Raw genomic sequence first — 25381 nt, 5'->3', positions numbered from 1 at the left:
GACACGTCCCTATTCGGCGGCTTGCAGCCCGGCAGGCGGCGAAGACGACAGAACGTCCTCGATGCGTTGCTTGCAGCAACCACCGACTGCATTGGTGTGGCCTCTGACTGCATCGACGCTGCTTAAGCCATGAGCGTAGATCGCATCCTCAATTGTGCCGAGATCGACTGTGTTGCAGAAGCAGATCTTCCTCGCGCGCCGCGCCCCCTCCGTGACTGCCGGATCGCCGGCGACCACGGCCACCGGCGGCTGCATCTGCACCATCGCCTTGGCCAAGGCCTGCCATGGCGCTGGTCGACGTAGCTGCTCCCACATCGGGTTGAAGAGCGACTTATCGATCTCCTCCACCAGCTTGACCATTCCGACATAGCCCATATAGGCGTGGCACCGCTCCTGGTTGATATCGAGCCAAGGCATCGCCGCCTTCAACGCAACGAACTGCGATTTGCCGCCCGAAAGCATGATGTCCGCCTTGGCCTCCTTCAACATCTTGTACATTTCGCGCGGCGTCATATCTTCGATCATGTGGGCATCCTGCCCCATCAGCTGCTTGATGCGTTTCTTGTCCTCCCTCGTCGATTTCTTCACACTGGTTCCGACCAGTTCGAGACCGGCCTGCTGGAGTGCCGCAACAACCGACCAGGACTTGACGCCGCCGGTGATCAACAAAGCCTTCTTGCCCTTGAATCGTGGCTTGTACGGTCCGATCGCGGCCCATGCTCTCGCTTCCTCGCGGGCGATCACAGCTTCGGTGCGTCCAAGCAAATCCTTCGGCGCGCCGCGCTCAACCAACAAGCGGGCAATCTGGCGCAGCGATTCGCTTGAATCCTGGATGCCGTAGAACGAGCCTTCGAAGAACGGAATGCCGTAGCGTTCCTCCATTTTGCGTGCGACGTTGAGCATGGCTTTCGAGCACACCAACATCGCCGCCCGTGCCCGATGGGATGAAGCGACTTCGCGATATTTGGCATCACCCGAGATGCAGGAGAGAATCCGGACTCCAAGCTCATCCAACAGAGGCTTCACTTGCCAGAGCTCTCCGGAGAGATTGTATTCTCCGATGAGGTTGACATCGTACGGTGTGGTGTAGTCCGGCTCTTGCGTTCCGATCACATAGTCGAGTAAGGCCTCGCCGGCGAGTTTGTTACCGAGGTTCTTCGAACCAACGAACCCCGGGGAATTGATCGGGATCACCGGCTTGCCGAACCTTTGAGACGCCGCCTTACAGACCGCGTCGATATCGTCGCCGATCATGGCTGGGATGCAAGTCTGATAGACGAAGACAGCGGGCGGGTCGTGCTTGTCGATGATCTCCTTGATCGCTTTGCAGAGCCGCTTCTCGCCTCCAAATACGATATCGGTTTCGCTCATATCGGTCGTGAATGCGGTGCGCCACAGACTAGAGCCGGAAGACGCCGCGCCGCGATTGTCCCACGAATTGCCTTCGCACGCGATCGGACCATGTACGAGGTGAGCGACGTCGGTAAAGGGCTGCAGCGCAATTTTTGCGCCGTCGAACGCACAGCCGCCCGCAGCGCTGCCAGGCTGCAGCTGTTTGGTGCAGCCCTTTTTGCGCTCAGCCTCCGACTTACTACCATTCTTGGCGCAGCCCGGTTCGTTGAAAATACTCTGGACCCTGGCCGCTAGCGAGCTCATTCTTTTTTCCTTTCGATCGAAATCAAATGCAAGGCCAACCATCATGGCCAACCACATGTCTCTTGCGACATCGCCGAAGTCCTCGGCGATGTCGCAGCGCATTGTCTGCCATCAACGAATGATGTCGAAGCTGTAGTCGGTTTTGCCTAGAACATTTGTTTTCTTGTCGATTTCGTCGAAGATCTTGTCGAGAATCTTCACCAGCACATTCAAGCCGCCCTGATAGCCCCATACAGGGGAGCGGTGATGGTGATGTCGATCGAAAATCGGGAATCCGATGCGAATCAATGGCGTTCCCGTGTCGCGCTCCAGATACTTGCCGTGGGTATTGCCAATCAGAAAGTCAACCGGATCGGTAAACAAGAGCGAACGCATGTGCCAGAGGTCCCGACCCGGATAGGCTTGGCAAGCCTGCCCAAATGGCGAGCTTGCAAACAGCACTTCCATTTTTTCCTGCCACGCCTTGTTGCCGTTGGTGGACAGCACATGAGTCGGTTCGGCACCGAGTTCGAGCAGAAAGGCAGCCAACCCATAGCAGAGATCCGGGTCGCCGTAGATGGCGAACTTCTTGCCATGGATATGCGCGCTGGAGTCCGCGATGGCATCAACCAAGCGGCCACGCTCTCGCGCAAGTTCCTCCGGGATCTCCTTGCCACTGATGCGCGATAACGCCACGAGAAAATCATCGGTTGCGGATACGCCGACCGGGTAATTGAAAGACACAACGTCCTGGCCATGCTGGGATACGAACGGCAGCGTTTTTTCCGTACACCATTGCTGCATGGAGATTGTCGCCTTGGCGTGAACCGCGTTAGCCGCATCTTCCAACGTGGTACCGCCGTCGTACATTCGGAACTCGCCGTCGGTCGGGGTATCGAAAACTTCAGAGTTATCGGCGAGAATCGTGTGCTTAATGTCCATCAATGCCAAGATTCGCTTGATCTCGCGAAGGTTTCCAACGGTATTGCCATCGAAACCGCCGATGATGTTGATTGCCTCGTTTGGCTCGCGCTCCAGCTTCGGCGCTGTTCCTGCCTTTCCGTCCCAAAAATGCTCCAGGATGCCCTTGAGCGCATTGTCATAGCCAGTGACGTGGCTGCCGACGAACGCCGGCGTGTGAGCGAACGGCACGTCGAACTCTGCCGGAACCGAGCCCTTTTCCTTCGATGTCTTGATGAAGGCGTTGAGGTCATCGCCGATCACCTCAGCCATGCATGTCGTCGAGACCGCAATCATCTTTGGCTTGTACATGTTGTAGCTGTTGGCGAGCCCGTCGATCATGTTGTTCAGCCCGCCGAATACAGCGGCGTCTTCCGTCATAGATGAAGACACGCAGGAGCTCGGCTCCTTGAAGTGCCGCGACAGATGGCTGCGGTAGTAGGCCACGCAGCCTTGCGAGCCGTGGACGAAAGGCAGCGTACCCTCAAAACCAACCGAGACGAATACGGCCCCAAGCGGCTGGCAGGCCTTGGCCGGATTTACCGTGAGCGCCTCCCGCGCAAAATTCTTCTCGCGGTATTCAGCCGTCTTGGTCCATTCCTTGATACGTTCGACCTCGCCAGGATCGCGGGGATTTTCGAACATCTTCTTGTCGGCCAGCATTTTTTGGTATTCTGGACCACGGAACAGTTCGACATGATCGAGCACATGTTCTGCACTCTGCGCCATTGTTAAGATCCTTTACTATCGAAATTGATGTCGCCCCAACTCTCCCCAGAGAGCGGGATCGGTTGCTCTACTCTGGAACCAAGTGCTTTTTATTCTGCAGCCAAGAGCTTCGGCTTCGCAGCTCCCTTCCAGGGAGCCTTCATCTTCTTCCAGATCGGCGAGTTGACCGCCATGTCCATGTCCCGCGCGAAGATCGCAAAGCCGTCATAGCCGTGGTATGGGCCAGAATAGTCCCAGGAATGCATCTGCCGGAACGGGACACCCATCTTTTGGAAAACGTATTTCTCCTTGATGCCCGATCCAACCAGATCGGGCTGGAGCTTTTCGACGAAGCGCTCGAACTCATAGCCATTGACGTCGTCGTAGATGAGCGTGCTGTCCTTGACGTAATGTTGAGCGGTGCGCTGATAGTCGTCGTTGTGGCCGAACTCGTATCCGGTGCCCACGACTTCCATGCCGAGATCCTCGTACGCGCCAATCACATGACGCGGACGAAGCCCGCCGACGTACAGCATCACCGTCTTGCCCTCTAGGCGGGGGCGATATTTCGCGATCACAGCGTTCACCAGCGGTTGGTATTTTTCAATCACCCGCTCGGCGCCTTCCTTGATCCTGTCGTCGAAATAGCCCGCAATCTTGCGCAGCGATTCTGCGATCTTTGACGGTCCGAAGAAGTTATACTCGCACCAGGGAATACCAAATTTCTCTTCCATGTGGCGGGAGATGTAGTTCATGGAACGGTAGCAATGCAGAATATTGAGCTTTGCCTTCGGCGTCGCTTCGAGCTCAGCGAGTGAACCATCGCCGGACCACTGCGCAATCACCCTCAGGCCCATTTCCTCCAGCAGAATTCGCGACGACCAGGCGTCGCCGCCGATATTGTAGTCTCCGATGATCGCAACATCGTAGGGGGTCGATTCGAACTTTGGTTTGTCGTCGGTCTCGAGCTTGTCGAAAATCCAATCGCGCACCGCGTCGTTGGCAATGTGGTGGCCAAGCGATTGCGACACGCCGCGAAAGCCCTCACAGCGGACGGGCACGATGGTCTTGCCGCCGTATTCCTTGGATTTTGCTCTCGATACGGCCTCGATGTCGTCCCCGATCAGTCCGATTGGGCATTCCGATTGGATTGTGATGCCGTTGTTGAGCGGAAACAGCTCTTGGATTTCGTCAAGGATTTTGATCAGTTTCTTGTCGCCACCAAATACGATGTCCTTTTCCTGGAAGTCGGAGGTGAATTGCAGGGTCACGAAACTATCGACGCCCGTCGTGCCAACGTAATAGTTACGACGCGAGCCCCACGAATACTGGCCGCAGCCAACCGGGCCATGGCTGATATGGACCATATCCTTGATCGGTCCCCAGACCACCCCCTTGGATCCTGCATAGGCACAACCTCTGATCGTCATCACACCGGGTATTGATTTGATGTTGGACTTGACCCCGCAGTCGGACTTGCCGGCCTGGTGAACGTTGAGGTGCTTGGCGCGCCGTTTCGCGGTCTTCTCCGGATAGACTTTCAGCACCTCCTCGATCAGCTCTTTGTTGCGAGCCTTGATTTCTGCAATGCTCTGGGTCGTAGCGAGACTCATGCTTATGTCCTTCAAGGGTTAGCTGTTGGAGAGCGGCTTGCTGTCCAAGACTTTTGCAACGAGCATGCCAGCCCGTCGCGTGCGCAAAAACTGGAGTAAATAAAAGCGGTTAGCGCACTTCGCCCCGTGGGGCTGATTGTTGTTGCGAACGCGACATCGCACTTTGCACGGAGACTTCTTCGTTAGCCCTGTTCGAAATGGAACAAGTGCCGGTTATGCGCGAAATTGCGTCGCACAATTCTGGAAGGCACGAAGTGCCGCCGATTGCAGTACCTAGCGATCACGCTCGCCGGGACAGCCGCTAACACGGAAAACAGGCAGGCTGAGCGGCTCCGGCATGCCAATACCATCCATGTCTGCAGAGACTACAGAAGCTTTACCCTCAGCAATGATGATGACGTCCTTGTGCATGACGTCATCGCCCCCGAGATCGACGCAAGCTGCCTACGCCTAGACGTGGCAAGCTCGCCGGTTCACGATAATAGCTGCCGCGCCTTGGTGAGCGCGCTTACGAGCGTATCAATCTCTTCGTATGTGTTATAGAGGCCGAAGGACGCACGGCACGTCGCCAGAACGCCGAAGCGCTTGAGCAGCGGCATCGCGCAATGGGCCCCCGCCCGCACCGCTACACCTGCGCGGTCGACAACGGTGGCAATATCATGCGCATGCGCACCCTTCATATCAAAGGAGATAATTGGCCCCTTATCGGCCGGTGTCCCGATCATGCGCAGGGAGTTGATGTCCCCCAGCTGCTGCTGTGCGTAGGCAAGCAACGCACTCTCGTGCTCGCGGATCTGCTCCTTGCCTATGGAATTGATGTAATCCACAGCCGCCCCGAAACCGACCGCCTCAACGATCGGTGGCGTACCCGCCTCGAACCGGTGCGGCGGATCACCATAGATGACGCCGGCACGTGACACCTCACGGATCATCTCGCCGCCGCCATTGAAGGGTGGCATCAACGCCAGATGCTCAGATTTGCCGTAAAGCAGTCCGATACCCGTCGGACCATAGAGTTTGTGGCCCGTCATCACATAGAAATCGCAATCGATATCGCAGACGTCGGCGTTCAGATGGACGCCCCCTTGCGAACCATCGATCAGCACCGGGATACCACGCGCGTGCGCGATACTCACCACATCCTTCACCGGCACAACGGTCCCGAGCACGTTCGACATCTGCGTGATGGCAACCATCTTGGTGCGTCGCGTCAGGAGCTGCTCGAATGCATCGAGCAGGAAGTTGCCGTCATCATCGACTGGCGCCCATTTGATCACTGCACCGTTCCGTTCCCTGAGAAAGTGCCACGGCACGATGTTGGAATGGTGTTCCATCATCGAGAGAATGATCTCATCCCCTGGAGTGACGCGTTCACGGCCGAAGGTCTGGGCGACCAGATTGATTGCTTCGGTAGCGCTGCGGGTGAAGATGATCTCTTCGTTTAGACGGGCGTTTACAAATCGCGCCAGCTTGGCACGGGCACCTTCATACGCCTCGGTCGCCGCGTTAGCGAGGTAGTGCAAACCGCGATGCACGTTGGCATATTCGCTGGAGTACGCCTGCATCATACGGTCAAGTACCGCCTTAGGCTTCTGCGCCGAGGCGGCATTGTCGAGATAGACCAGCGGTCTTCCATAAACTGTCATGCTCAGCGCAGGAAAGTCCGTACGCAGACGGTCAACCTCGTACCGGCCATTGTTCATCGCGGGATGCACGCTCATCACCGCGCCTGCAACCAGTGTTCAGCTTGCGCGGTCACAAAATCGCGCAGATCCTCGATACCGATTTCCTCAATCGCCTCACCCAGGAACGCTCTGATCAGCAACGCCTGCGCCTCCTTCTCGGATAGACCGCGAGCGCGCAGATAAAATACGAGAGTGTCATCCAGCGCGCCTGATGTCGATCCGTGGCCGCAAGTCACGTCGTCGGCCAAGATTTCAAGTTCGGGCTTGTTGTCGGCGCCGGCCTCTTCAGACAGAAGCAGCGCTCGCATCGTCAGCGTGGCGTCCGTCTTCTGCGCGGCAGGGCGCACGACAATCCGGCCTTGGAACACCGAATGGCCGCAATCATCTATAACCGCACGGAACTTCTCCCGGCTGGCGCAGCGGGGCACAGCGTGCTCGACGACGATTGTCGTGTCGACGTGCTGCTTGTGCCTGATGAGATTGACCCCGTTCGCCGAGAGCTTGGATCCCTCGCCGGCTAGCGTGATGAATCCCTGATAGCGACTGACCGAGCCGCCGCAGATCATGCCGAAGAGATCAAGCCTCGCCCTGGCGCCGACCGCGATGATCCCCGACGAGATATTCACCGCGTCAGCGGCATCGGCTGCCAGTCGGATATGCGAAAAGCGCGCCTCCTCACTAATCAGGGCGATTGTCGCATCGTTAGTCTGATAGCCGCTCGCGCCTTCGTTCGAGACGAAGCTTTCCAGCACGACCGCTTCTGCGCCTTGGCCGAGATGCAGATAGGAACGCGTGAAGTTGGACGCCCACGATCCGGTCGCGACGTGAACGATCTGTATCGGACGCTTTACCGCTTTGCCCTCAGCGATCGTAATCACCAAGCCATCGGTCGCCATTGCCGCGTTGAGCGAAATCATCGCATCAATCGTCGTCGAGAGTATCAGCCCGGCCATCGCGCTGTCGGCGGAATTCTCCAGGACCTCTCGGAGCGACCGCACATCGACCCCATTTTCCAGCCTACCTACGTCGGATAGCTCGGGGGCGAATATGCCATCCACCAAGACGAGCTTGACCGCCTGCTCGACTGCCGCTCGCTTAACTGACGTCCTTGCGTGCACCAGTGCAGCCGCATTCGGTTGCGGAGCGAGTGGCTGGACCTCGCCAATCAGGGCGCGCAGATCGGTGTATTTCCAAGCCTCAACGCGCCGATGCGGGAGGCCGGCGCACTTGTAGGCCTCAAATGCCCTTGCACGGATATGAGCGACGGGCCCAGAGCCAGGCAGCCGTCCATGCGCCGCGGCGAAGACATTGTCCATTGTGCGCCCAGCGGCGGCTTTGACTACAACCTGATTCATCTGGAAACCCTTTGAGCCGTCACGCCACGTCCTCGAATTGGGCGTAGCCAGAAGCCTCAAGCTCCAGTGCGAGTTCCTTGCCGCCGCTCTTTCTTACCCGCCCTTTCGACATCACGTGGACAACGTCCGGCACGATGTAGTCGAGAAGCCGCCGATAGTGGGTGATCACGATCATCGCTCGTTGCGGCGAACGCAACGCGTTGATGCCGCCCGCGACAATCCGCAGTGCATCGATGTCGAGACCGGAATCGATCTCGTCCAGGATGCACAGGCTCGGGTCGAACAGCGCCATCTGCAAAATCTCGTTGCGCTTCTTCTCACCGCCAGAAAATCCGACATTGAGGCCGCGCTTGAGCATGCCTTGCGGGATGTTGAGCGACTTAGCGACCTCGCGGACTCGTTTCGTAAAATCGGGAGTGGAGAATTCCTTTTGTGCGCGCGCCTTGCGCTGGGCGTTTAGCGCCGCGCGCAGGAAGTTCATGGTGGTTACGCCAGGGATTTCCACCGGATACTGGAAGGCAAGAAATACGCCCTTGGCAGCGCGCTCGTCTGCTTCCATCGCGAGCAGGTCGTCATCCTTGAACAGGATTTGGCCAGCGATCACCTGATAGCCGGGTTTGCCGGAGATAACGTGGCTAAGCGTAGACTTTCCGGAGCCGTTCGGCCCCATGATAGCATGCACTTCACCCACATCGACCGTAAGATCGAGGCCGCGAAGAATTTCGCAGCCCTCGATACCGGCATGCAAATCTCGGACTTCAAGTAGCGCCATTGTGATCTGATCCTGAAATGCGTGATCCGGAACGCGCGCCGCGATCAGGAGGGCTCGCGGAACGATTAATTATCCGACGGATCCCTCGAGCGAGATCGTGATCAACTTCTGCGCCTCCACCGCAAATTCCATCGGCAGTTTTTGCAGCACGTCTTTCGCGAAACCGTTGACCACGAGGCCAATGGCGTGTTGCTCGCTCAAGCCTCTTTGCGCGCAAAAGAACAGGATGTCTTCTGAGATCTTCGACGTTGTCGCTTCATGCTCGAGTATCGCCGAGGAATTCTTGGCCTCGACATAGGGCACGGTGTGCGCGCCGCATTTGTCGCCGATCAGAAGCGAGTCGCAGGCGGTGTAGTTGCGCGCGCCGGTGGCCTTGCGGTGCGCGCTGACCAGGCCGCGATAGGTGTTCTGCGACTTGCCGGCGGCGATGCCCTTGGAGATGATCCGGCTCGACGTGTTCTTGCCGAGATGGATCATCTTGGTGCCGCTGTCGACCTGCTGGAAGCCGTTCGAGATCGCGATCGAGTAGAACTCGCCGCTCGAATTGTCGCCGCGCAGGATGCAGCTCGGATATTTCCAGGTGATCGCCGAACCGGTCTCGACCTGGGTCCAGGAGATCTTCGAATTGCGACCACGGCAGTCGCCACGCTTGGTGACGAAATTGTAGATGCCGCCCTTGCCTTCCGAATTGCCCGGGTACCAGTTCTGCACCGTCGAATATTTGATCTCGGCATCGTCGAGCGTGACGAGCTCGACCACGGCGGCGTGCAGCTGGTTCTCGTCGCGCTGCGGCGCGGTGCAGCCCTCGAGATAGGAGACGTAGGAGCCCTTGTCGGCGATGATCAGCGTGCGCTCGAACTGGCCGGTGTTGCGCTCGTTGATGCGGAAATAGGTCGACAGCTCCATCGGGCAGCGCACGCCCGGCGGCACGTAGACGAACGAGCCGTCGGAGAACACAGCCGAATTCAATGTCGCGAAGTAATTGTCCGAGGTCGGCACCACGGTGCCGAGATATTTCTGCACCAGCTCGGGATGCTCGCGGATCGCCTCCGAGATCGGCATGAAGATCACGCCGGCCGCCTTCAGCTCCTTCTGGAAGGTGGTCGCAACAGAAACCGAATCGAACACGGCGTCGACCGCGATCTTGCGGTTCGGCGTCTGCTCGCCACCGGGCGGCGGCTCGACGCCCTCGAGGATCGCGACCTCGCGCAAGGGGATACCGAGCTTCTCGTAGGTCTTGAGGATTTCCGGATCGATCTCGTCGATCGAGGACAGCGTCTTCTTCGGCTTCGGCGCCGCGTAGTAGTAGATGTCCTGGTAGTCGATCTTCGGATAGTCGACGCGCGCCCAGGTCGGCTCGGTCATGGTCAGCCAGCGGCGATACGCCTCCAGGCGCCATTCCAGCATCCAGGCCGGTTCGTTCTTCTTTGCGGAGATGAAGCGGACGGTGTCTTCCGACAGCCCCTTCGGGGCCTTGTCGGACTCGATCAGCGTCTCAAACCCATATCGATACTGGTCGACGTCGATGCGCCGGACGCGCTCGACCGTCTCTTGTACAGCTACCATTGCCCCCTCCGCTCGCGCACGAACAACTCCGGCCGACGACGGTCCGCCTGCGTCCCCTCCGAGCCGATCGCGCAAGTCACAGCCAACGGGGGACGAGCGAGTGAGAAAACCAGGTGACCGATCCAGATAGACACCGCCTTCGCTGGTGTCTTCATCATGTGTGCCGGAGCCCCACTCATCGGCTAGTCTCTTATGCCGGCACGCAGGTGTTGGGCACTGGGCAAACGACAGCGCATTGCGGCGCCTCAAAATGCCCCTCACATTGGGTGCACTGGGCCGGATTGATCACGTATATGTCGTTCTTCAGGCTGATCGCGGCGTTGGGACATTCGAACTCACACGCGCCGCAGACAGTGCACTGGGACGCGATTATCTTGTAGGGCATCACTGCGATTCCATAGCAAAAGTGAGGGACCGCTTCTTGCGTTCAAGTCTTATGCCAAAGAGCCTGGGCTTGATTTGTCTCGGTTATTTTCCAAAGCACTTGTCGCCGCCTCAACGGTTGTCGCAAATGCGACAATGTGCATGACGGCAGGACGCCTTAGCTTGAGCCCATGGTCGATCCGGCGGCAGTCGACCAACGAGGTCAACCGCGTCCACCGGCTGATCTTTCAGATGGCCGCGGTAGCGCAGCTACAGATCGGCACCGTCCCCTCCGAGTGCTCCGCTACTGCGTCAGGTTCGCCAGTGCCGATCATATCGGTTCTGCTGACGGACGGCGGCGGATTTAGCGACAGCGCGCTACGATGAAGAGCCGGTGCAGTCGTCACCAATCCGATGCGCATCTCCACAGCACGACCAAAAATGTCGCACTGATCGCGCAGATAGCAGATAAAAGTCGGTTTGATGATCGCGGCCCCACCGGGCGAGCCGTTGCAGGCAATACCCAATCCTATCGGATTACCCGCAGACGTGCGTTCATATACCCTCTATTGGACGAACAGTTTGTCTCCCATGACGCGTCGGCCTTCGCTCCGCGTTCCAGGGACATGCCCGCGGCGCTCTGCAGGTTGATAGAGCCAAAAAAAAAGCCACCCCGAAGGGTGGCCCAAGTCAGGGAGGAAACGCCCGTGTGGGGCCTCTGGGATCAGGCCGCAGCCTGTTCGATCGGAGAGAAGGGGAGCCCGAGGCTCTCGGCAACCGCCTTGTAAGTGAGCCGGCCTCGATGGACATTGAGGCCCGCGCGCAGGTGCGGATTCTCGAGCACGGCGGAAAAACCCTTGTTGGCCAAAGCCAAACCAAATGGCAGAGTGGCGTTGTTCAGTGCCTGGCTCGAGGTCAACGGCACAGCGCCGGGCATATTCGCCACGCAATAATGGATGATGCCATCCACCTCGTAAGTTGGATCGGCGTGGGTGGTTGGATGCGATGTCTCAAAGCAGCCGCCCTGATCGATAGCGACATCCACGATGACCGCGCTCTTGCGCATTGAGCTCAGCATGCTCCGGCGGACCAGCTTCGGTGCGCTAGCTCCTGGAACGAGCACCGCACCAATTACCACATCGGCCGCAAATACTTCCTCCTCCACGGATTCGATGGTGGAAAACCTGGTACGAACGCGCCCTTCGAATAGCTCGTCCAACTCGCGGAGCCGGGGTATCGAACGGTCGATGATGGTGACCTCGGCGCCCAAACCGACCGCCATGCGTGCCGCGTGCGTGCCAACGACGCCGCCCCCGATCACCACGATCCGAGCCGGCTGAACACCGGGCACTCCACCGATTAGCAGCCCTCGTCCGCCTGCACTGCGCTTCAGCGCACTACCCGCCGCTTCGATCGCAAGCCGACCCGCGACCTCGCTCATCGGTGCCAACAGTGGAAGGCCCCCATGACCATCGGTTACGGTCTCATAGGCGATCGCGGTGCACCCAGATTTGAGGAGTCCCTTGGCCTGCTCCGGGTCTGGCGCCAGATGCAGGTAAGTGAAGAGGATCTGGCCCTCCCGCAGTTGGCTCCATTCGGACGGTTGAGGCTCCTTAACCTTTACGATCATCTCGCTCGATGCGAATACCTCGCCTGCAGAAGCCAGGATCGTTGCGCCGACGGCGCGATAATCGTCATCGGTTGCACCAATGCCAGCACCGGCATTGGTCTCGATCATCACGCGGTGGCGCGCTGCCACGTATTCGCGGACGGCTCCAGGGGTAAGGCCCACGCGATATTCGTGCGGCTTGATTTCCTTGGGGACCCCGACCTTCATTTGAAAACTCCCTGCCTGGAGGGGCTTTTTAATCGGAAGAGCGCAGCGATATTGCGATCCAGGCGCGTATATGGCGCAGAAATTCAGCGATCTTTCGCCAGCTACGCAGGATTTCAAACCCACAGATGCGAAGTGGATTGAATGACCTGCTCTTTGAGCTTAACCGCCATTCCCGCATGCTCGCCGCAAACGGGTGCGGTGTGTTCAACAGATCCGAGGCAATTGTTCGCCCGACAACCAGTCGACAATTCGTCCGCCGCCGAAACTGGTCGCCATTTGCACAAATTCGTGTTCGTCAGCGACCGCCTCGCCAATATCGGCTGCATCGCACCCGAGTGGATGCGCCTTCATGGCTGCAAGCACGGCGTCGGCCACATCAGGCGCGACGATCGCAACGAGCTTGCCCTCATTGGCGACATGGATCGGATCAAGCCCAAGAAGCTCGCAGGCGGCCGCAACGGCGGGCTTTATGGGAATGGCCGCTTCCTGCAGACGAAACCCGAGGCCCGATTGATGAGCAATCTCGTTGAGAGCGGCGGCAAGTCCGCCCCGCGTGGGGTCACGCATCACCCGGATGCCGCGCCCACCGGCCGTCATCATGACAGCCACCAAGTCATGCAGCGATGCGGAATCCGAGATGATCTCAACTTGAAGAGCAGCGTTCTGGCGCGCTGACATGATCGCCACTCCATGGTCGCCGAGGCTGCCGGACATCAGCACGCGGTCCCCGATCCTTGCCTTGTCGGCTGAGAGATCGAGGCCATCGGCCAGAAACCCGATGCCCGTCGTAGAGATGAACAGGCCGTCCGCCTTGCCGCGCTCGACGACCTTGGTGTCTCCAGTGATGATGTAAACGCCGGCAGCGCGCGCCGCCTCGCTCATCGACTGTGCAATCGTCCTGAGATCCGAAAACCGGAACCCCTCTTCAATGATGAAGCTGGCCGATAGATAGAGTGGACGTGCGCCGGCCATCACGACATCATTGATCGTGCCGTGCACAGCCAGTGACCCGATATTGCCTCCGGGAAAGAACAGCGGCGAAACAACATAGCCGTCGGTCGTCATTACCATCCTGCCTGCCGCAACATCGAACGCGGCCTGATCATTGCAGCGGGCAAGCCATTCATTACCGAAGGCTTGGTGAAAAATGCAGGAGATCAGTTGCGCCATGGCACGGCCTCCGGATCCGTGGGAAAGATCAACGCGTCCGTTGTCGACGTCGAGCTTGCCTTGATAGGCCTTCGCGCTCATGACATCCGCCTCACCTGGTCATCGCGAACTCGGCCATAGGTCCAATACGCGGCACAAGCGCCTTCCGAGGAAACCATGCAGGACCCGACGGGTGTTTCTGGCGTGCAGACGGTTCCAAACAGCTTGCAATCGACCGGCCGCTTGGCGCCGCGCAGGATCGCGCAGCACTCGCATGCCGGATTGTCGGCGACACGCAGCTCGTGCATCGCAAAACGCGCCTCGGCGTCAAATCCCGCGTAAGCCCGCTTCAACTTCAGCCCACTGTTGGGGACGAGCCCAAGCCCACGCCATTCGAACTGCTCACGCAATTCGAATACCTGCGAAACCTCGTCCTTGGCGCGTCGGTTGCCTTGGCGAGTCACCGCACGGCTGTACTGGTTCTCTACCTCGTAGCGGCCTTCGTTTACCTGGCGTACCAGCATCAGGATCGCCTGCATCACGTCGAGTGGCTCAAATCCCGCGATCACGATCGGCTTGCCGAATTGCTCCGCCAGGGGCTCGTAGGGCTGCGTACCGATGATCGTGCTGACATGTGCAGGACCAACGAAGCCGTCGATTGCGACCCCGCCGATATTGCGCATCTTCGGGTTCTCGAGAATGCTGTGCATCGCTGAGGGCGTAAGCACATGGTTGCAGAACACGCTAAGGCCCCTCAGCCGCTTCTTTTCGGCAATCCGGATCATCACCGCGGTCGGCGGCGTCGTGGTCTCAAATCCGATGGCAAAGAAGACCACCTCCCGGCTTGGCACCTGTTCGGCGAGCCGGATAGCGTCGAGCGTCGAATAGACCATGCGAATGTCTGCTCCGAGGGCTTTGGCTCGCATCAGGGACTGCCCCTGCGACCCCGGCACGCGCATCAGGTCGCCATAGACGCACAGAGTGACCTCCGGCCGCTCGACGAGCCGGATTGCCATGTCAATCCGGCTGGCGGGCAGAACGCAGACGGGACAACCGGGCCCGTGGATCATACGAATGTTCGCGGGCAGCAAATCCTCGAGGCCGTAGCGGGAGATCGCATGAGTGTGTCCGCCGCAGAATTCCATGAACCTGTAAGCCCGTCGCGCACCGGCTTCGGCGCCAATTGCCCGCGCGAGTCCCTGTGCGATGGTCTTGTCACGAAATTCGTCGACATACTTCATGTTCGGGGTTCCTGCCCTGCACTGCCGAGCTCCTGCAAGAGCTCCAACGTGCGCGTGGCTTCTGCTGGGTCGATCTTGGAGAGCGCATAACCGACATGCACCAGAACGCTGTCGCCAACGTCGAGCTCTTCGATGAGAGCAATCGATATTTCCAGGCTGACCCCATCGATGGACACGATCGCCATATCGTCGGGAAGAATTTTTGATACCTTTGCCGGGACCGAAAGACACATATCAGGCTACTCCTTCCAGGGCTGAAGACCGTTCAATAATCTGCAGAGCGGCAATCCACGCCTGGCCGAGGCTCAAACCTCCATCGTTGGGCGGCAGCTGCCTTGGCACCAGCGGGGTGAGGCCTGCGCTGCGGCAACCGCGCTCAATTTCATCCGCCAGCACCGCGTTCAGAAAGCAGCCGCCGCTTAGAACGATGGTATTGACGCCGGTTGTCCGTGCAGAGCGGCTGACCCAGTCAATGCAAGCGGCGGCAAAGGTGCCATGAAACAGCCCGGCTCCGTCCGCCGCGTCGATGTCGTCTGCAATCAACCGCGCAAATAACGGTCGAAGCGATAGCACGCCGCCGTCGATGGTCCAGCCGGCATCGAAAATCGCAGTCCGCCGCACCAGCGCCTCGAGCTTCATCGCGGCTTCGCCCTCATAGCTCTGCACACATGCGATTCCCAGCAGCGCTGCCGCGGCATCGAACAACCGGCCCGCGCTGGTCGTGGTGGCCCCGCCCGGCTGATCGAGCAATACCGACATGCGCTCAGCCTGCCGCTGCGCAGCAAAGCGAGGCCCGATTTCGTTACCCCGGCCGAGCGCCTGCAATATTGCGCTTGCCATACGCCACGGCTCGCGCGCCGCCCGCTCTCCACCAGGCATTTGCAAAGGCGCGAGATGCCCGATGCGTCGACACCTTGTTCCTTCGCACAGCAACAGCTCGCCACCCCAGTTACCGCCGTCGGAACCGAAGCCATGGCCGTCGAGCACCAGGGCAAGCGCCGGTCCGGCATGGCCGTGCTCAGCAATGACGGCGCCAGCGTGGGCGTGGTGATGCTGGACGGCGACAAGGGCCCGGCTGCTTGCTTCCGCAAAGCGGGTCGATGCCATATTGGGATGCAGATCATGGGCAATGACGACAGGCTCCACATCAAGGGTCGATGCGAGGTGGCGGATCGTCTCCTCGAACACACGGATGCCTTCGGCGGTATCGAGATCGCCTATATGCTGGGAGACGAAGGCTTCGTTGTCCCGCGTGATGGTGACGGTCGATTTCAGCGCGCCACCGACGGCGAGCACGACCGGCACAGACCTCGCAAGCCGGATCGGTTCGGGGACGTAGCCACGTGCGCGGCGTACGAATTGGGTCCGGCCGGCAACCACCGACAGCAAGGAGTCATCGGCACGTGTCAGGATATCGCGATCATGGGTTACGACTAGGTCTGCAATCCCTTCGAGCCGCCACAGCGCCTGCGCATTGTCGATCAGGAGCGGTTCGCCGCAAGAATTGGCGCTGGTTGCGACGATGACCGGGCACGCCCCCTCAAGCCACGCTCCCGTCGAACGAAGCGCGTGAAAGATGAGGTGATGCAGTGGCACGACCGGCAGCATGACACCAATGCGCGATAAGCCAGGAGCTATGGCGGGCGCCAGATTATTGCGCGAAGGCAGAAGGACAACGGGACGTGCTACGGATTCAAGCAGCGCAAGCTCGGCCCCATTCGCTTCTGCGATTTCGTTGACCAGCTCTGTGGAACCGACCATGACCGCGAACGGCTTTTGAAGGCGGTGCTTTCTGCTGCGCAATCGCTGCACGACGTCCTGGTTGCGTGCATCGCAGAGCAGTTGATATCCGCCGAGCCCCTTGATGGCTACGATTTGGCCGCCGGCGATCGCCGCGACAATGGCATTGATCCCATGGCTGAGCCGAGGACCGCATATCTGACACGCGATCGCCTCCGCATGAAACCTGCGGCTCGCTGGATCGGCATATTCGGCCGCGCAGGCAGCGCACAGCCTGAAAGCTTTCATGACCGTGTTGTGGCGATCATACGGAAGCTGTTCGGCGATCGTATAGCGCGGGCCGCAATGGGAACAGCTGACGAACGGATAAAGGTAATGGCGATTTTCGGGATCGAACAGCTCACTGAGGCATTGCTGGCACGTCGCGGCATCGGCGACGATCCGCGCTGATAACTTGCCACCCTCGCTCGTGCCGATCGAAAAGCCTTTTGCCGCGAGCGCCCCAGTCTGCTGAACGCAGATGTGGTCGATGTGTGCCAGTGGAGGCAGTTCGAGCGGCAATGCGGCGACAAACTCGGGCGCGCGGCGACCCTCGACTTCGATAGTGACGCCCTCGGAGCTGTTGACGACAAACCCCGCTAATCCGTACCGCGTGGCGAGGCCATAAACGTAGGGGCGAAAGCCGACCCCTTGCACGGCCCCGCTCACGCGCACGCGCAGCCGTGTTCGGTCGCAGGTGGTGGCGCTCATCGCCTCGTGTCCTCCAAGGCGCGCCTGTGATGCGCGGCCTGCTTATCGATCCAGGCGTAGAGCCCGCCAAAACCCTCGCCGGTCCGCGCCGAAACCGTGAGTACTTCGATCTTTGGATTGACGCGTCTTGCATATTCGACGGTCTTGCCCAAATCGAATTCAAGCAGCGGCGCCAGATCAACCTTGTTGATCAGCATGAGTGAAGAAGCGCCAAATGTATCCGGATATTTGAGCGGCTTGTCTTCACCTTCAGTGGTCGACAACACCACGATCTTGCAGGCCTCGCCAAGATCGAAGGCCGCGGGACAGACCAGGTTACCGACGTTCTCGATGAAGAGGATACCGCCAATGAGCGGCGGCAGGCGGCGATAAGCCTCGCCAATCATAGCAGCATCAAGATGACAACCCTTTCCGGTATTGACTTGAATGGCTGGCACGCCGGTCGCGCGAATGCGTTCGGCATCGTTCGAGGTCTGCTGGTCGCCTTCGATCACCCCGATCGGACGGCTGCGCTTGAGCTCGGACACGGCGCGGACCAATAGCGAAGTTTTGCCTGCACCGGGACTGGACACGAGATTGAACACGAGGAGTTCATCGGCCACGAATAGCGCGCGGTTATCCGCCGCGATCCTGCTATTCTTGCTAAAGATGTCGCGCTCGATCTGAACGACCCGCTCGCGGCGCATGTCCGCGACCTTCAAGCCAGCCGGGCCGGCGCTGCAGTCCAGAATCGCTTGCCCACCATCCGCCCTCCGACGGCCAGGATGATGATCGTGATCATGGCTGTGGCGAGCATGGTTTGAACGCTGCAGGTCCTGGTCGTCATGCAGATGCGCCTCATGGCGATCGCAATCGTCCTGCACATGAGGATAGTCGCGAGCGCGGCCTTGCGCATTATGAGCTTCGGAGGGCTCGGTCGAAGGAGTCCCTTCGCTGCAGCCGCATACGCCACACATCAATCGATCTCCAGTTCTTTCACTCGCATCTCTTCGCCCGCGGTGACCTGCAACTGGTAGCTGCCGCAACTAGGACAGCTTTCACCGCGCCGTGCAATCTCGACGCTCTTCGAACAGGTCATGCACCAGGCCTCGCCGGGGCGTTCGATGATTCTAAGAGCCGCGCCCTCGGCAATGGTCCGCGTTGCCACGACACCAAAGCAGAACCTGAGCGCTTGCGGCGCGACATGGCTCAAGGCCCCGATCTCCAGACAGATGCTCCGCACCAGCGAAAACGATCGGCGATGCGCTTCTTCCTCGACGATTTCGATGATGCTCTGACAAAGCGCCATTTCATGCATCGTCAACTTTTGCGAAACTTGAGCGTGAATCCGACGCAGGGATCAAGCGATTCGATCACCGCACGAACCGCTTTCTGATGCCGTCTCGCCGTCAGCACAGCGCCCTGCAGGTTACGGACAAGCGGTCCTCGTCTATGGAAATTCCATTCCGTCGGAGCAAGAAATTCGAAGCGGAATATCTGGCCCTGAGGATCAAGCTCAACCGCGTGATAGAGCCGACCCCTGGCGCATTCGACCGCGGCCGCCGCACGTCGAGGACCTAACCTGTAGCTTTCGATGATCCCAGGCTCCGCTGCGTCGATATGAGCACCGGACTTGAGCCAATCGCATAGCCGAACGATCTCTGCAATTCTGGCCTTCAGCCGCTCAACCGGACCGGATCGCCCCAGCCAGAGCCGCTCACGCGTCATTTGGCGCGCCCATGGACCTGTCTCGGGCGCACGCCCCCCAAGGTCGGGACAATGGCAAAATGTCGGGTCATCGCCGAGCAGCCGTTCAACGATGTTGCGGTCGTCGGCGACGGACAGGAACGAGTGCGCGATCCGGATGGACTTCAAGTCGACCTCGTCAAGCGCTGCAATGCAAAGCGCGGACGGGCTACCGGGCCTTGGCACGCCATCTTCATTCGGCATGCCAAGTGCAGTGAGCGCAGCAACAATCTGAGCTATCGCTTCGCGTCGAGCAGAGCCGCGAGCTGGCCGGGCGCTGCCGACAAGCATGGACAATGCCCGTATAAGGGACCGGATCGCCGCCGCACTGGCGTTCGGCGTGGGATGCGCGACAAAGAGAGCCCGCAGCAATTCTGAGATGCGTTCGGCAACGACCAGGATCATACGACGCTGTTTTGTCGCGAGGATGATCTCTTCGTCACGCGCCGCTTCGATCGCGGACAGCAATGCGACCTGCTGCGCAGCGGCACATAAGGTGAAGAGCTGCGGCAGCGCATTGAGCAACGACGATGGCGGTTTGCCGGCGAACAGCCGCGCCAGCGGCGGCCTGGCTCGCGGCAGGATCTCGACCTCGGCGATGACGTCGGCAGCAAGCAATATGGTAACATCGATTTTGTTGCGGGCGATAAGGCTCATGCGCACCGGTCCGCCATCATCTCGCGCAAGAAATGCCGGCGATTGATCAAACGAAGATGTGATGCTTGGAAATGACGTTGCGTTCGGCGGTCGTCCGGCCACACCATGGCAGGGACCGCTACTTCGGCAATGGCGCCACCCATGTCTTCGCCTGCGGAACTCGCCGAGAGCAGGAAGCAACAGGTGCTCGAGCTCAATGGCGCGATTTCGCTGAAAACAAGTTCAACGTCGCCGGATCGAACTGAGCGCAGGTTCGACCTCTGCCCAGCATGCCGTGAGCAGGTGCCGTTGCCCAGGCAGACGGCCACCTTCATGGCCCAAGGCGCGCCCATTACGCTATCGCCCCTGCCTTCCGCGCGTGCGAAACCCGATCGCGTCGACCCTGGACATGGATCGTTCAAGACCGATCGCGGGCGCATGGCTCGACCGGCGATATCCCAACAGGCTGCTACGAGCATCTCGTCGGACGCCGACAGCTCGGCGTTCTTGCGCCTGCGAAAGTCCTGTCCACGCTCAAGCATCACCTTCAGCCGACGCAAAGCCGGCCTTGGACGCACGAAAGCCGAAGCAGCTTTTAGTTTTTCGCGCGCAACGCGCTCGCGCAGCAGTCTGCGTCGCCATCGTTCTCCGGTGGTTGCGCACGATTCAGCCAAGGCCACATTGCGCGCGCGCCGGCTGTGAGAACCGACCGGACGCCAAACAGTCTCCAAGCTCTTCATGAGACGTAGGCCTTCATGATTTCCTGCAGACGTTCGGCAGAATCCTCGAAATCCTCGTCGGCAGCCAACGCAACAATCGGCGTGCCGCCGACCTCCAGCGTGTCGAGGATGATGGTGTCAATAGAGTTGAAAAACTGCACCGACCAGACGTTCCGGATCCCGGTCGCCTGCACTCGGCATGTGCCGTAGCCGCGGAAGATAAGTTGGACCGGACCGTTGCCCAGGCCTTGCTGCAGAAACGCCAGATCAACGGCGTTCATCGGCAGCAGTGTCAGATTGATGACATGCGCGCGCATGCCATGCCGCCAGACGCGGGCCCTCTCGCGTATTTCGGCGAGCACCGGCAACACGTTCATTGCGCCGTCCGGCGCCGCACCGATCACCAGATTGGTCGACGTCAGGTCTGTTGCGGCGCGTCGCACGATCTGCGGGATCGCCCCGATCTCAACGTATTCGTGCGCCGGTTCCGTCCCTATGCGCACGCGCCAGATTCCCGCAAGCACGGACTCCTGGATTTCGGCCAGAGAGCCATCTGGTAGCGCAACGAAGCCGGCGACCTCGCCTTCCCCAAGCACTTCGGCAATCAGCTTGCGCTCGGGATCACTGAGATCCGCGAGCCCATACAGTTGCGCGCGTGCGTTGCTCTTCTGGCCGCGAGCGGCAGCAGCGGCGTTCGATAACAGGGCGATGGCATTTGGACAGTTTCTTGCAAGCTCGCCGCCATCGCGCCAAGCGCGCTCGGCGAGCGCCCCCACAGCCGCGGGCCCGCTATGGATGACGTCGAGACTATCCGCATCCACAGGAAACTCGCTCATCGGCGACGCAGGGATTTCGTCTCCGTTGCGGGCCGCCGTTTTCATGACCCGACGTTCCGGTGAACGTGCCGAATGGCAATGCTGTTGGCGATCCAGGCGCTACCGGCTTGTGGTCGTACGATCGATGCCGACATGGGGGCGATCTTGTCCAAGCGGACCTGACTCTCACCGACCAGGCGCAGTGTAGCGCGCTGAGGGCATTCGGTCGGCCTCGGCGGGCCATGCAGGCCGAGCCGCCCGCCCGGTTCGCCACCGGCGCTGCGCGCGGTTACGACCTGTTGCACGGGCCGCCGGAGCGCCTTGGTCTGTTCAGAAAGCGCGGTTGCGACGTGGATCGCCCAGCGTGAATATAAGGGGCCCGCTGCCGACGGCAGCTCCACGCCTTTCTTCCCGGGATCCTGCCCGGCCAGATGAGCATCGCCGCCCGCTCTCTCAACCTCGGACAGACCAGGCCGCGCCAGATCATGCTGAGCCGGCTGGAACTTCATCAGACGCCTTTCTGATAATTTTCTGGTTCTTCTCGGCGAGGTCTTAGCAAGGCACATGCCAATCATCGTCTCGCTGTGATCGCATTCCCGACCGGAGCAGCGGCTGTAAGCGCTTTACATTTTCTCTGTAAAAGTTGCCTACGATTGCAAATCGGTTCGTGAGCAGGGGCCGGCAACACGATGTCCGCGCTCGGCACCCCGCTAGCGTAGATGGTCGGGCAATTGCGGCTCATGACCAATCAAGTCCGCAAAGAAGCGATCGCAGTCCTCGCCGTTGAGACTAGCCTCGAGCCCGTCGAGTGCTTCCGAGATTCGCCTTGCTTCATCCTCCTCCAAGGGCCGCACCGCTGTCTCGATATGGACGAGCACCTTGGCGCCGACCATCGCGCCGGAGAGCAGCATGACCGAGACACGTCGCTTTTCACCGCCATACTCGCATAGCGCCGTGACGCCGTCGGTCTCAACAATCGTCATTGGTAAGCCAAGGCACATGGATAACCGCGGCCGCTAGATCGGCTGCGCCCTTTCATAATTGACATGGTCGATATTGTTCCCCAACAGCCGTTCTGATGCAGGCAGCGGGGCGGCCCGCGGTCTTGCCGGTGCGCCCCACTGGGCCAGCAGGTTGCAGGCCAGTTCGATCGCAGGCGTGATCTGAACACGCACCGGTGCAGTCAGCGAACCGCCCCAATGCTCCATGTCCAGCGGCTGACAGCCGATCAGAGCGATCTCTCGCGGGCAGCGACCAAGCAGGTCGGCTGCATTCAAGACCTCCTGAAAGCCGGTCTGATGCAGGCTCAGCTTCTTGGCAGCGGCAAATTTCGGCACTTCGTCATCTCGCACGAGCTTCAACTGTCCGGGCGAAAGTCCATAATCGACGGCATCGAACACGATCAGGCAATCGGCCTGCTCGAGAAAACCGACGAGATAGAGCCCCTGCGTGCCACCATCGAGGATGGAGACGTTGTCATCGATGGTGTAGCGACGATAAAACTCCTCTACCACCCGCACGCCGAATCCCTCATCGGCCCACAGGATATTGCCGATGCCGAGCACCAGGATCCTTTTCTTGTTCTCCGGACTCAGCATCCGCCTCCTAGTCAATTGCGAAACTGACGCTGACCCGAAATCATCGAGGAGATGCTCCGGCCCGACATGATGTCTTCCCGGATCACCGCATAAATGTGGACCATCGCAAAGGTCACGATCACCCACAGGCCGAGATGATGCCAGGTACGGACGTCTTGACCGTTCGGCCAGATCGCGAATACCCAGTCGAACAGCTTGTACTGCCAGCTGTCACGATCGGTGCCCTGCCCGTAAAGTGCAAAGCCTGTGACGATCATGAACGTGGTGGTCTGCGTGAACATGAAGAACATCGCGAGCTGAGCCAACCGATTGTGCCCGACGTGCCTTTCGGGCTCAGCTGCCAGGAAGGCGTACCAGCGCATTTCGTCGTACACTTCGCGCCAAAAGCATCTGCGCCAGAGCGGCACGCAAAAGATCTGCATGGCATGCGGGTTTCCCATCAAGGCCCAGTAGATGCGCAGCATAAATCCGACGCCGAGCACATATCCCGCCAAGAAATGCGCAAAGCGGATATAGCCGAACAGGAAATTGTCGCTAGCCTCCCCCGGCATTGCCGGTGTCCCAGTTCCAATGAGATAACCGGTTATGCCCAGCACCAGAATGGCCACCGCATTGCCCGCGTGCCACAGTCGCACCGGCGCTTCATAAACGTAGGCGGCCCCGTGAACAGTCGGCGCTGCATCGACGACCGCAACGGCTTTCGGAGCCTTGTCCAGTATGGACCTAACGAACATTGATTGAAGCGATTTCTTGGCCGTAGGGACTGATCACGTGGGTCGAGCACGCCAAGCACGGATCAAAGGAATGGATCGTGCGCAAGATCTCCAAGGGCCGCTGCGGATCGACGACCGGGGTACCGATAAGGGAGGCTTCAAAAGCGCCAATATTGCCCTTGGGGTCGCGAGGAGACCCGTTCCACGTCGTCGGCACGACACATTGGTAATTGTCGATCTTGGTGTTCTTGATCTTGATCCAGTGGCCAAGCGCACCGCGCGGCGCTTCAGTGAAACCGTAGCCCCTGGCCTCATTAGGCCAGCCTTCCGGCTTCCAGTTGCTGACGTCGGCAGTTGCGCTATTGCCTTGCTTGATATGGACGACCAGCTTGTCCTGGAAATAGCGCATCTGATGCGCCGCCCACTGGCATTCGAGTGCCCGCGTCGCGGTACGGCCAAGCGTCGAAAACAGCGCGGTCAAGGGAAGATTGAGCCCCTTGAGCAGTCTCTCGGCCGGCTCCTTGAATTCGGCTTTGCCTTGCGCATAACCGATGATGTATCGCGCCAATGGCCCGACCTCGACGGCGTGGCCGCGCCAGCGCGGCGCTTTGATCCAGGAATACCTGCCGTCTTCGTCGAGTTCCTTGATATCTGTTCTGCTGCCTTTGACCTTTGCCCCTAGCTCAAAATTCGGTTCGGTGACGCCATCCCAGGGATGCAGGCCGCTGAACTCGCTAGGGTATTTATACCATGAATGCGCGACGAATTCCTGGATCTGCTCGGGATCGCCATGGTCGATCGGCAAAATCTCCTCAAGATTGCCGCCAAGAATGACGCCGCGCGGCAGCTTGAGACTTTTCGCGGAACAGTCGTTAGCGTTTTCGGGGATGTCGCCATAGGACATCACGCTTTTGCTAGAAAGCCCGCCGCCATGCAGCCAGTCCTTATAGAACGAGCCGATCGCTGCGATGTCGGGCAGATAGACCTGCTCGACAAACTCGATCGAACGGTCGATGACCGAGGACACCAGGTTAAGCCGCTCCATATTGATCGCGCCAACCGCACCATTTCCGTCGATGTTGATCGCGCAGGCCACGCCGCCGACCAGCCAGTTCGGATGCGGATTCTTGCCCCCATAGATGGCTTGGATCTTGACGATCTCCTTCTGGAAGTCGAGCGCTTCCAGATAATGCGCCACGGCCATCAGGTTCATTTCCGGCGGCAGCTTGTAAGCCGGATGCCCCCAATAGCCGTTCTTGAACGGACCGAGTTGCCCTGACCCGAAGAACTTGGTGAGCCTGATCTGCAAATCCTTGAAATAGCCAGGAGACGACAGCGGCCAGGGCGAGATGGACTGCGCCAGCGCCGAGGTGGACCTGGGATCAGCCTTGAGCGCGGAAACCACGTCGACCCAATCCAGCGCGTGCAGGTGATAGAAATGCACGAGATGATCATGCACAAGCAGGCACAGCTGCATGATGTTGCGGATCGAGTTGGCATTCTCCGGAATGGCGATCCCAAGCGCATTTTCAACGGCGCGCACGGAGGCGAGCGCATGGGTGCCGGTGCAGACACCGCAAATCCGCTCGGTGAACGCCCAGGCGTCGCGCGGATCTCGCCCGCGCAGGATGACTTCGATGCCACGCCACATCGTCCCGCTCGAGACCGCGTTGCGGATCACGTTGTTCGAATCGAGGTTGGCTTCGACGCGCAGGTGGCCCTCGATCCGGGTCAGCGGGTCGATCACAATTCGCTTGCCGGACCGATCGAGGTTGAACCCATTCGGTGTCTGGACGGCCAC

At 59.7% G+C, this 25381-nt stretch carries 24 protein-coding genes; 1 reads left to right on the top strand and 23 read right to left on the bottom strand.

Annotation, left to right across the window (positions count from 1 at the left end):
• Positions 1-9 precede the first annotated feature (9 nt).
• The 17 genes from nifE to ACVW1B_RS42470 all read right to left on the bottom strand — a co-directional run bounded on the left by nifE (position 10) and on the right by ACVW1B_RS42470 (position 19756).
• Complete coding sequence (gene nifE / locus ACVW1B_RS42550) at positions 10-1656, bottom strand: nitrogenase iron-molybdenum cofactor biosynthesis protein NifE (RefSeq protein WP_069277637.1); 1647 nt, start codon at positions 1654-1656, stop codon at positions 10-12.
• A 111-nt stretch (positions 1657-1767) separates the two neighbouring features.
• Positions 1768-3324, bottom strand: coding sequence for a nitrogenase molybdenum-iron protein subunit beta (gene nifK / locus ACVW1B_RS42545; protein ID WP_253603986.1), 1557 nt, complete (start codon positions 3322-3324; stop codon positions 1768-1770).
• Positions 3325-3413: 89 nt separating this feature from the next.
• Complete coding sequence (nifD, locus tag ACVW1B_RS42540; protein WP_253603988.1) at positions 3414-4916, bottom strand: nitrogenase molybdenum-iron protein alpha chain; 1503 nt, start codon at positions 4914-4916, stop codon at positions 3414-3416.
• Positions 4917-5189: 273 nt separating this feature from the next.
• On the bottom strand, positions 5190-5327 hold the full coding sequence (locus ACVW1B_RS42535) for a hypothetical protein (protein ID WP_253603990.1): 138 nt from the start codon (positions 5325-5327) through the stop codon (positions 5190-5192).
• Positions 5328-5389: 62 nt separating this feature from the next.
• Positions 5390-6637 carry a cysteine desulfurase gene (locus ACVW1B_RS42530; protein ID WP_253603992.1) on the bottom strand — a complete coding sequence of 416 codons (1248 nt, stop codon included), beginning with the start codon at positions 6635-6637 and terminating at the stop codon, positions 5390-5392.
• Entirely contained in the window at positions 6637-7956 is a 1320-nt protein-coding gene (gene sufD, locus ACVW1B_RS42525; RefSeq protein ID WP_253603994.1) for a Fe-S cluster assembly protein SufD, read from the bottom strand. The genes ACVW1B_RS42530 and sufD overlap by 1 nt, the downstream gene beginning before the upstream one ends.
• 19 nt (positions 7957-7975) lie before the next feature.
• Positions 7976-8728 (bottom strand): Fe-S cluster assembly ATPase SufC, encoded by a 753-nt coding sequence (sufC, locus tag ACVW1B_RS42520; protein ID WP_253603995.1) that lies wholly within the window; start codon positions 8726-8728, stop codon positions 7976-7978.
• A 69-nt stretch (positions 8729-8797) separates the two neighbouring features.
• Positions 8798-10294 (bottom strand): Fe-S cluster assembly protein SufB, encoded by a 1497-nt coding sequence (gene sufB / locus ACVW1B_RS42515; protein ID WP_253603997.1) that lies wholly within the window; start codon positions 10292-10294, stop codon positions 8798-8800.
• A gap of 190 nt (positions 10295-10484) precedes the next feature.
• A complete protein-coding gene (locus ACVW1B_RS42510; RefSeq protein ID WP_253603999.1) occupies positions 10485-10679 on the bottom strand; it encodes a 4Fe-4S binding protein in 195 nt (64 codons plus the stop codon).
• A gap of 702 nt (positions 10680-11381) precedes the next feature.
• On the bottom strand, positions 11382-12494 hold the full coding sequence (gene ald, locus ACVW1B_RS42505) for an alanine dehydrogenase (protein WP_253604001.1): 1113 nt from the start codon (positions 12492-12494) through the stop codon (positions 11382-11384).
• 204 nt (positions 12495-12698) lie between these two features.
• Positions 12699-13745 (bottom strand): hydrogenase expression/formation protein HypE, encoded by a 1047-nt coding sequence (gene hypE / locus ACVW1B_RS42500; protein ID WP_253604003.1) that lies wholly within the window; start codon positions 13743-13745, stop codon positions 12699-12701.
• Complete coding sequence (hypD, locus tag ACVW1B_RS42495; RefSeq protein ID WP_253604005.1) at positions 13742-14884, bottom strand: hydrogenase formation protein HypD; 1143 nt, start codon at positions 14882-14884, stop codon at positions 13742-13744. The genes hypE and hypD overlap by 4 nt, the downstream gene beginning before the upstream one ends.
• The gene (locus tag ACVW1B_RS42490; protein ID WP_082653847.1) at positions 14881-15117 is read right to left on the bottom strand and encodes a HypC/HybG/HupF family hydrogenase formation chaperone; all 237 of its coding nucleotides are present in this window, start codon (positions 15115-15117) and stop codon (positions 14881-14883) included. Before ACVW1B_RS42490 ends, hypD begins: the two co-directional genes overlap by 4 nt.
• A gap of 1 nt (position 15118) precedes the next feature.
• On the bottom strand, positions 15119-17374 hold the full coding sequence (gene hypF / locus ACVW1B_RS42485) for a carbamoyltransferase HypF (protein WP_253604007.1): 2256 nt from the start codon (positions 17372-17374) through the stop codon (positions 15119-15121).
• The gene (gene hypB, locus ACVW1B_RS42480; protein ID WP_253604009.1) at positions 17371-18330 is read right to left on the bottom strand and encodes a hydrogenase nickel incorporation protein HypB; all 960 of its coding nucleotides are present in this window, start codon (positions 18328-18330) and stop codon (positions 17371-17373) included. Before hypB ends, hypF begins: the two co-directional genes overlap by 4 nt.
• Entirely contained in the window at positions 18330-18671 is a 342-nt protein-coding gene (gene hypA / locus ACVW1B_RS42475) for a hydrogenase maturation nickel metallochaperone HypA (protein WP_092090203.1), read from the bottom strand. Before hypA ends, hypB begins: the two co-directional genes overlap by 1 nt.
• 2 nt (positions 18672-18673) lie before the next feature.
• Positions 18674-19756, bottom strand: coding sequence for a hypothetical protein (locus ACVW1B_RS42470; protein WP_253604011.1), 1083 nt, complete (start codon positions 19754-19756; stop codon positions 18674-18676).
• A gap of 141 nt (positions 19757-19897) precedes the next feature.
• Between ACVW1B_RS42470 and ACVW1B_RS42465 the strand changes: the two genes are divergently transcribed.
• Positions 19898-20437, top strand: coding sequence for a hypothetical protein (locus ACVW1B_RS42465; RefSeq protein ID WP_253604013.1), 540 nt, complete (start codon positions 19898-19900; stop codon positions 20435-20437).
• Between the two features lie 34 nt (positions 20438-20471).
• Here the strand turns inward: ACVW1B_RS42465 and ACVW1B_RS42460 are convergent, their stop codons facing one another.
• From ACVW1B_RS42460 to ACVW1B_RS42435, 6 genes are all read right to left on the bottom strand, one after another.
• Entirely contained in the window at positions 20472-21335 is an 864-nt protein-coding gene (locus ACVW1B_RS42460; RefSeq protein WP_253604015.1) for a hydrogenase expression/formation protein, read from the bottom strand.
• Entirely contained in the window at positions 21332-21778 is a 447-nt protein-coding gene (locus ACVW1B_RS42455) for a hypothetical protein (RefSeq protein ID WP_253604017.1), read from the bottom strand. Before ACVW1B_RS42455 ends, ACVW1B_RS42460 begins: the two co-directional genes overlap by 4 nt.
• Positions 21779-21979: 201 nt before the next feature.
• Positions 21980-22270 (bottom strand): HypC/HybG/HupF family hydrogenase formation chaperone, encoded by a 291-nt coding sequence (locus ACVW1B_RS42450; protein WP_253588082.1) that lies wholly within the window; start codon positions 22268-22270, stop codon positions 21980-21982.
• A 15-nt stretch (positions 22271-22285) separates the two neighbouring features.
• Positions 22286-22867, bottom strand: a complete 582-nt coding sequence (locus tag ACVW1B_RS42445; protein WP_253588084.1) for a HyaD/HybD family hydrogenase maturation endopeptidase — start codon at positions 22865-22867, stop codon at positions 22286-22288.
• Positions 22868-22878: 11 nt separating this feature from the next.
• On the bottom strand, positions 22879-23601 hold the full coding sequence (gene cybH / locus ACVW1B_RS42440; RefSeq protein ID WP_256558552.1) for a Ni/Fe-hydrogenase, b-type cytochrome subunit: 723 nt from the start codon (positions 23599-23601) through the stop codon (positions 22879-22881).
• The gene (locus tag ACVW1B_RS42435; protein ID WP_253604020.1) at positions 23591-25381 is read right to left on the bottom strand and encodes a nickel-dependent hydrogenase large subunit; all 1791 of its coding nucleotides are present in this window, start codon (positions 25379-25381) and stop codon (positions 23591-23593) included. Before ACVW1B_RS42435 ends, cybH begins: the two co-directional genes overlap by 11 nt.

The sequence above is a fragment of the Bradyrhizobium sp. USDA 4502 genome (assembly GCF_054063355.1).
The sequence above is the reverse complement of the archived record's forward strand: the minus strand, read 5'-3'. Positions and strand labels throughout refer to the sequence as shown.

Coding starts and splice junctions, on each gene's coding strand:
- nifE (WP_069277637.1), bottom strand. CDS start 1,656: ATGAGCTCGCTAGCGGCCAGGGTCCAGAGTATTTTCAACGAACCGGGC.
- nifK (WP_253603986.1), bottom strand. CDS start 3,324: ATGGCGCAGAGTGCAGAACATGTGCTCGATCATGTCGAACTGTTCCGT.
- nifD (WP_253603988.1), bottom strand. CDS start 4,916: ATGAGTCTCGCTACGACCCAGAGCATTGCAGAAATCAAGGCTCGCAAC.
- ACVW1B_RS42535 (WP_253603990.1), bottom strand. CDS start 5,327: ATGCACAAGGACGTCATCATCATTGCTGAGGGTAAAGCTTCTGTAGTC.
- ACVW1B_RS42530 (WP_253603992.1), bottom strand. CDS start 6,637: ATGAGCGTGCATCCCGCGATGAACAATGGCCGGTACGAGGTTGACCGT.
- sufD (WP_253603994.1), bottom strand. CDS start 7,956: ATGAATCAGGTTGTAGTCAAAGCCGCCGCTGGGCGCACAATGGACAAT.
- sufC (WP_253603995.1), bottom strand. CDS start 8,728: ATGGCGCTACTTGAAGTCCGAGATTTGCATGCCGGTATCGAGGGCTGC.
- sufB (WP_253603997.1), bottom strand. CDS start 10,294: ATGGTAGCTGTACAAGAGACGGTCGAGCGCGTCCGGCGCATCGACGTC.
- ACVW1B_RS42510 (WP_253603999.1), bottom strand. CDS start 10,679: ATGCCCTACAAGATAATCGCGTCCCAGTGCACTGTCTGCGGCGCGTGT.
- ald (WP_253604001.1), bottom strand. CDS start 12,494: ATGAAGGTCGGGGTCCCCAAGGAAATCAAGCCGCACGAATATCGCGTG.
- hypE (WP_253604003.1), bottom strand. CDS start 13,745: ATGAGCGCGAAGGCCTATCAAGGCAAGCTCGACGTCGACAACGGACGC.
- hypD (WP_253604005.1), bottom strand. CDS start 14,884: ATGAAGTATGTCGACGAATTTCGTGACAAGACCATCGCACAGGGACTC.
- ACVW1B_RS42490 (WP_082653847.1), bottom strand. CDS start 15,117: ATGTGTCTTTCGGTCCCGGCAAAGGTATCAAAAATTCTTCCCGACGAT.
- hypF (WP_253604007.1), bottom strand. CDS start 17,374: ATGAGCGCCACCACCTGCGACCGAACACGGCTGCGCGTGCGCGTGAGC.
- hypB (WP_253604009.1), bottom strand. CDS start 18,330: ATGTGTGGCGTATGCGGCTGCAGCGAAGGGACTCCTTCGACCGAGCCC.
- hypA (WP_092090203.1), bottom strand. CDS start 18,671: ATGCATGAAATGGCGCTTTGTCAGAGCATCATCGAAATCGTCGAGGAA.
- ACVW1B_RS42470 (WP_253604011.1), bottom strand. CDS start 19,756: ATGAGCCTTATCGCCCGCAACAAAATCGATGTTACCATATTGCTTGCT.
- ACVW1B_RS42465 (WP_253604013.1), top strand. CDS start 19,898: ATGTCTTCGCCTGCGGAACTCGCCGAGAGCAGGAAGCAACAGGTGCTC.
- ACVW1B_RS42460 (WP_253604015.1), bottom strand. CDS start 21,335: ATGAAAACGGCGGCCCGCAACGGAGACGAAATCCCTGCGTCGCCGATG.
- ACVW1B_RS42455 (WP_253604017.1), bottom strand. CDS start 21,778: ATGAAGTTCCAGCCGGCTCAGCATGATCTGGCGCGGCCTGGTCTGTCC.
- ACVW1B_RS42450 (WP_253588082.1), bottom strand. CDS start 22,270: ATGTGCCTTGGCTTACCAATGACGATTGTTGAGACCGACGGCGTCACG.
- ACVW1B_RS42445 (WP_253588084.1), bottom strand. CDS start 22,867: ATGCTGAGTCCGGAGAACAAGAAAAGGATCCTGGTGCTCGGCATCGGC.
- cybH (WP_256558552.1), bottom strand. CDS start 23,601: ATGTTCGTTAGGTCCATACTGGACAAGGCTCCGAAAGCCGTTGCGGTC.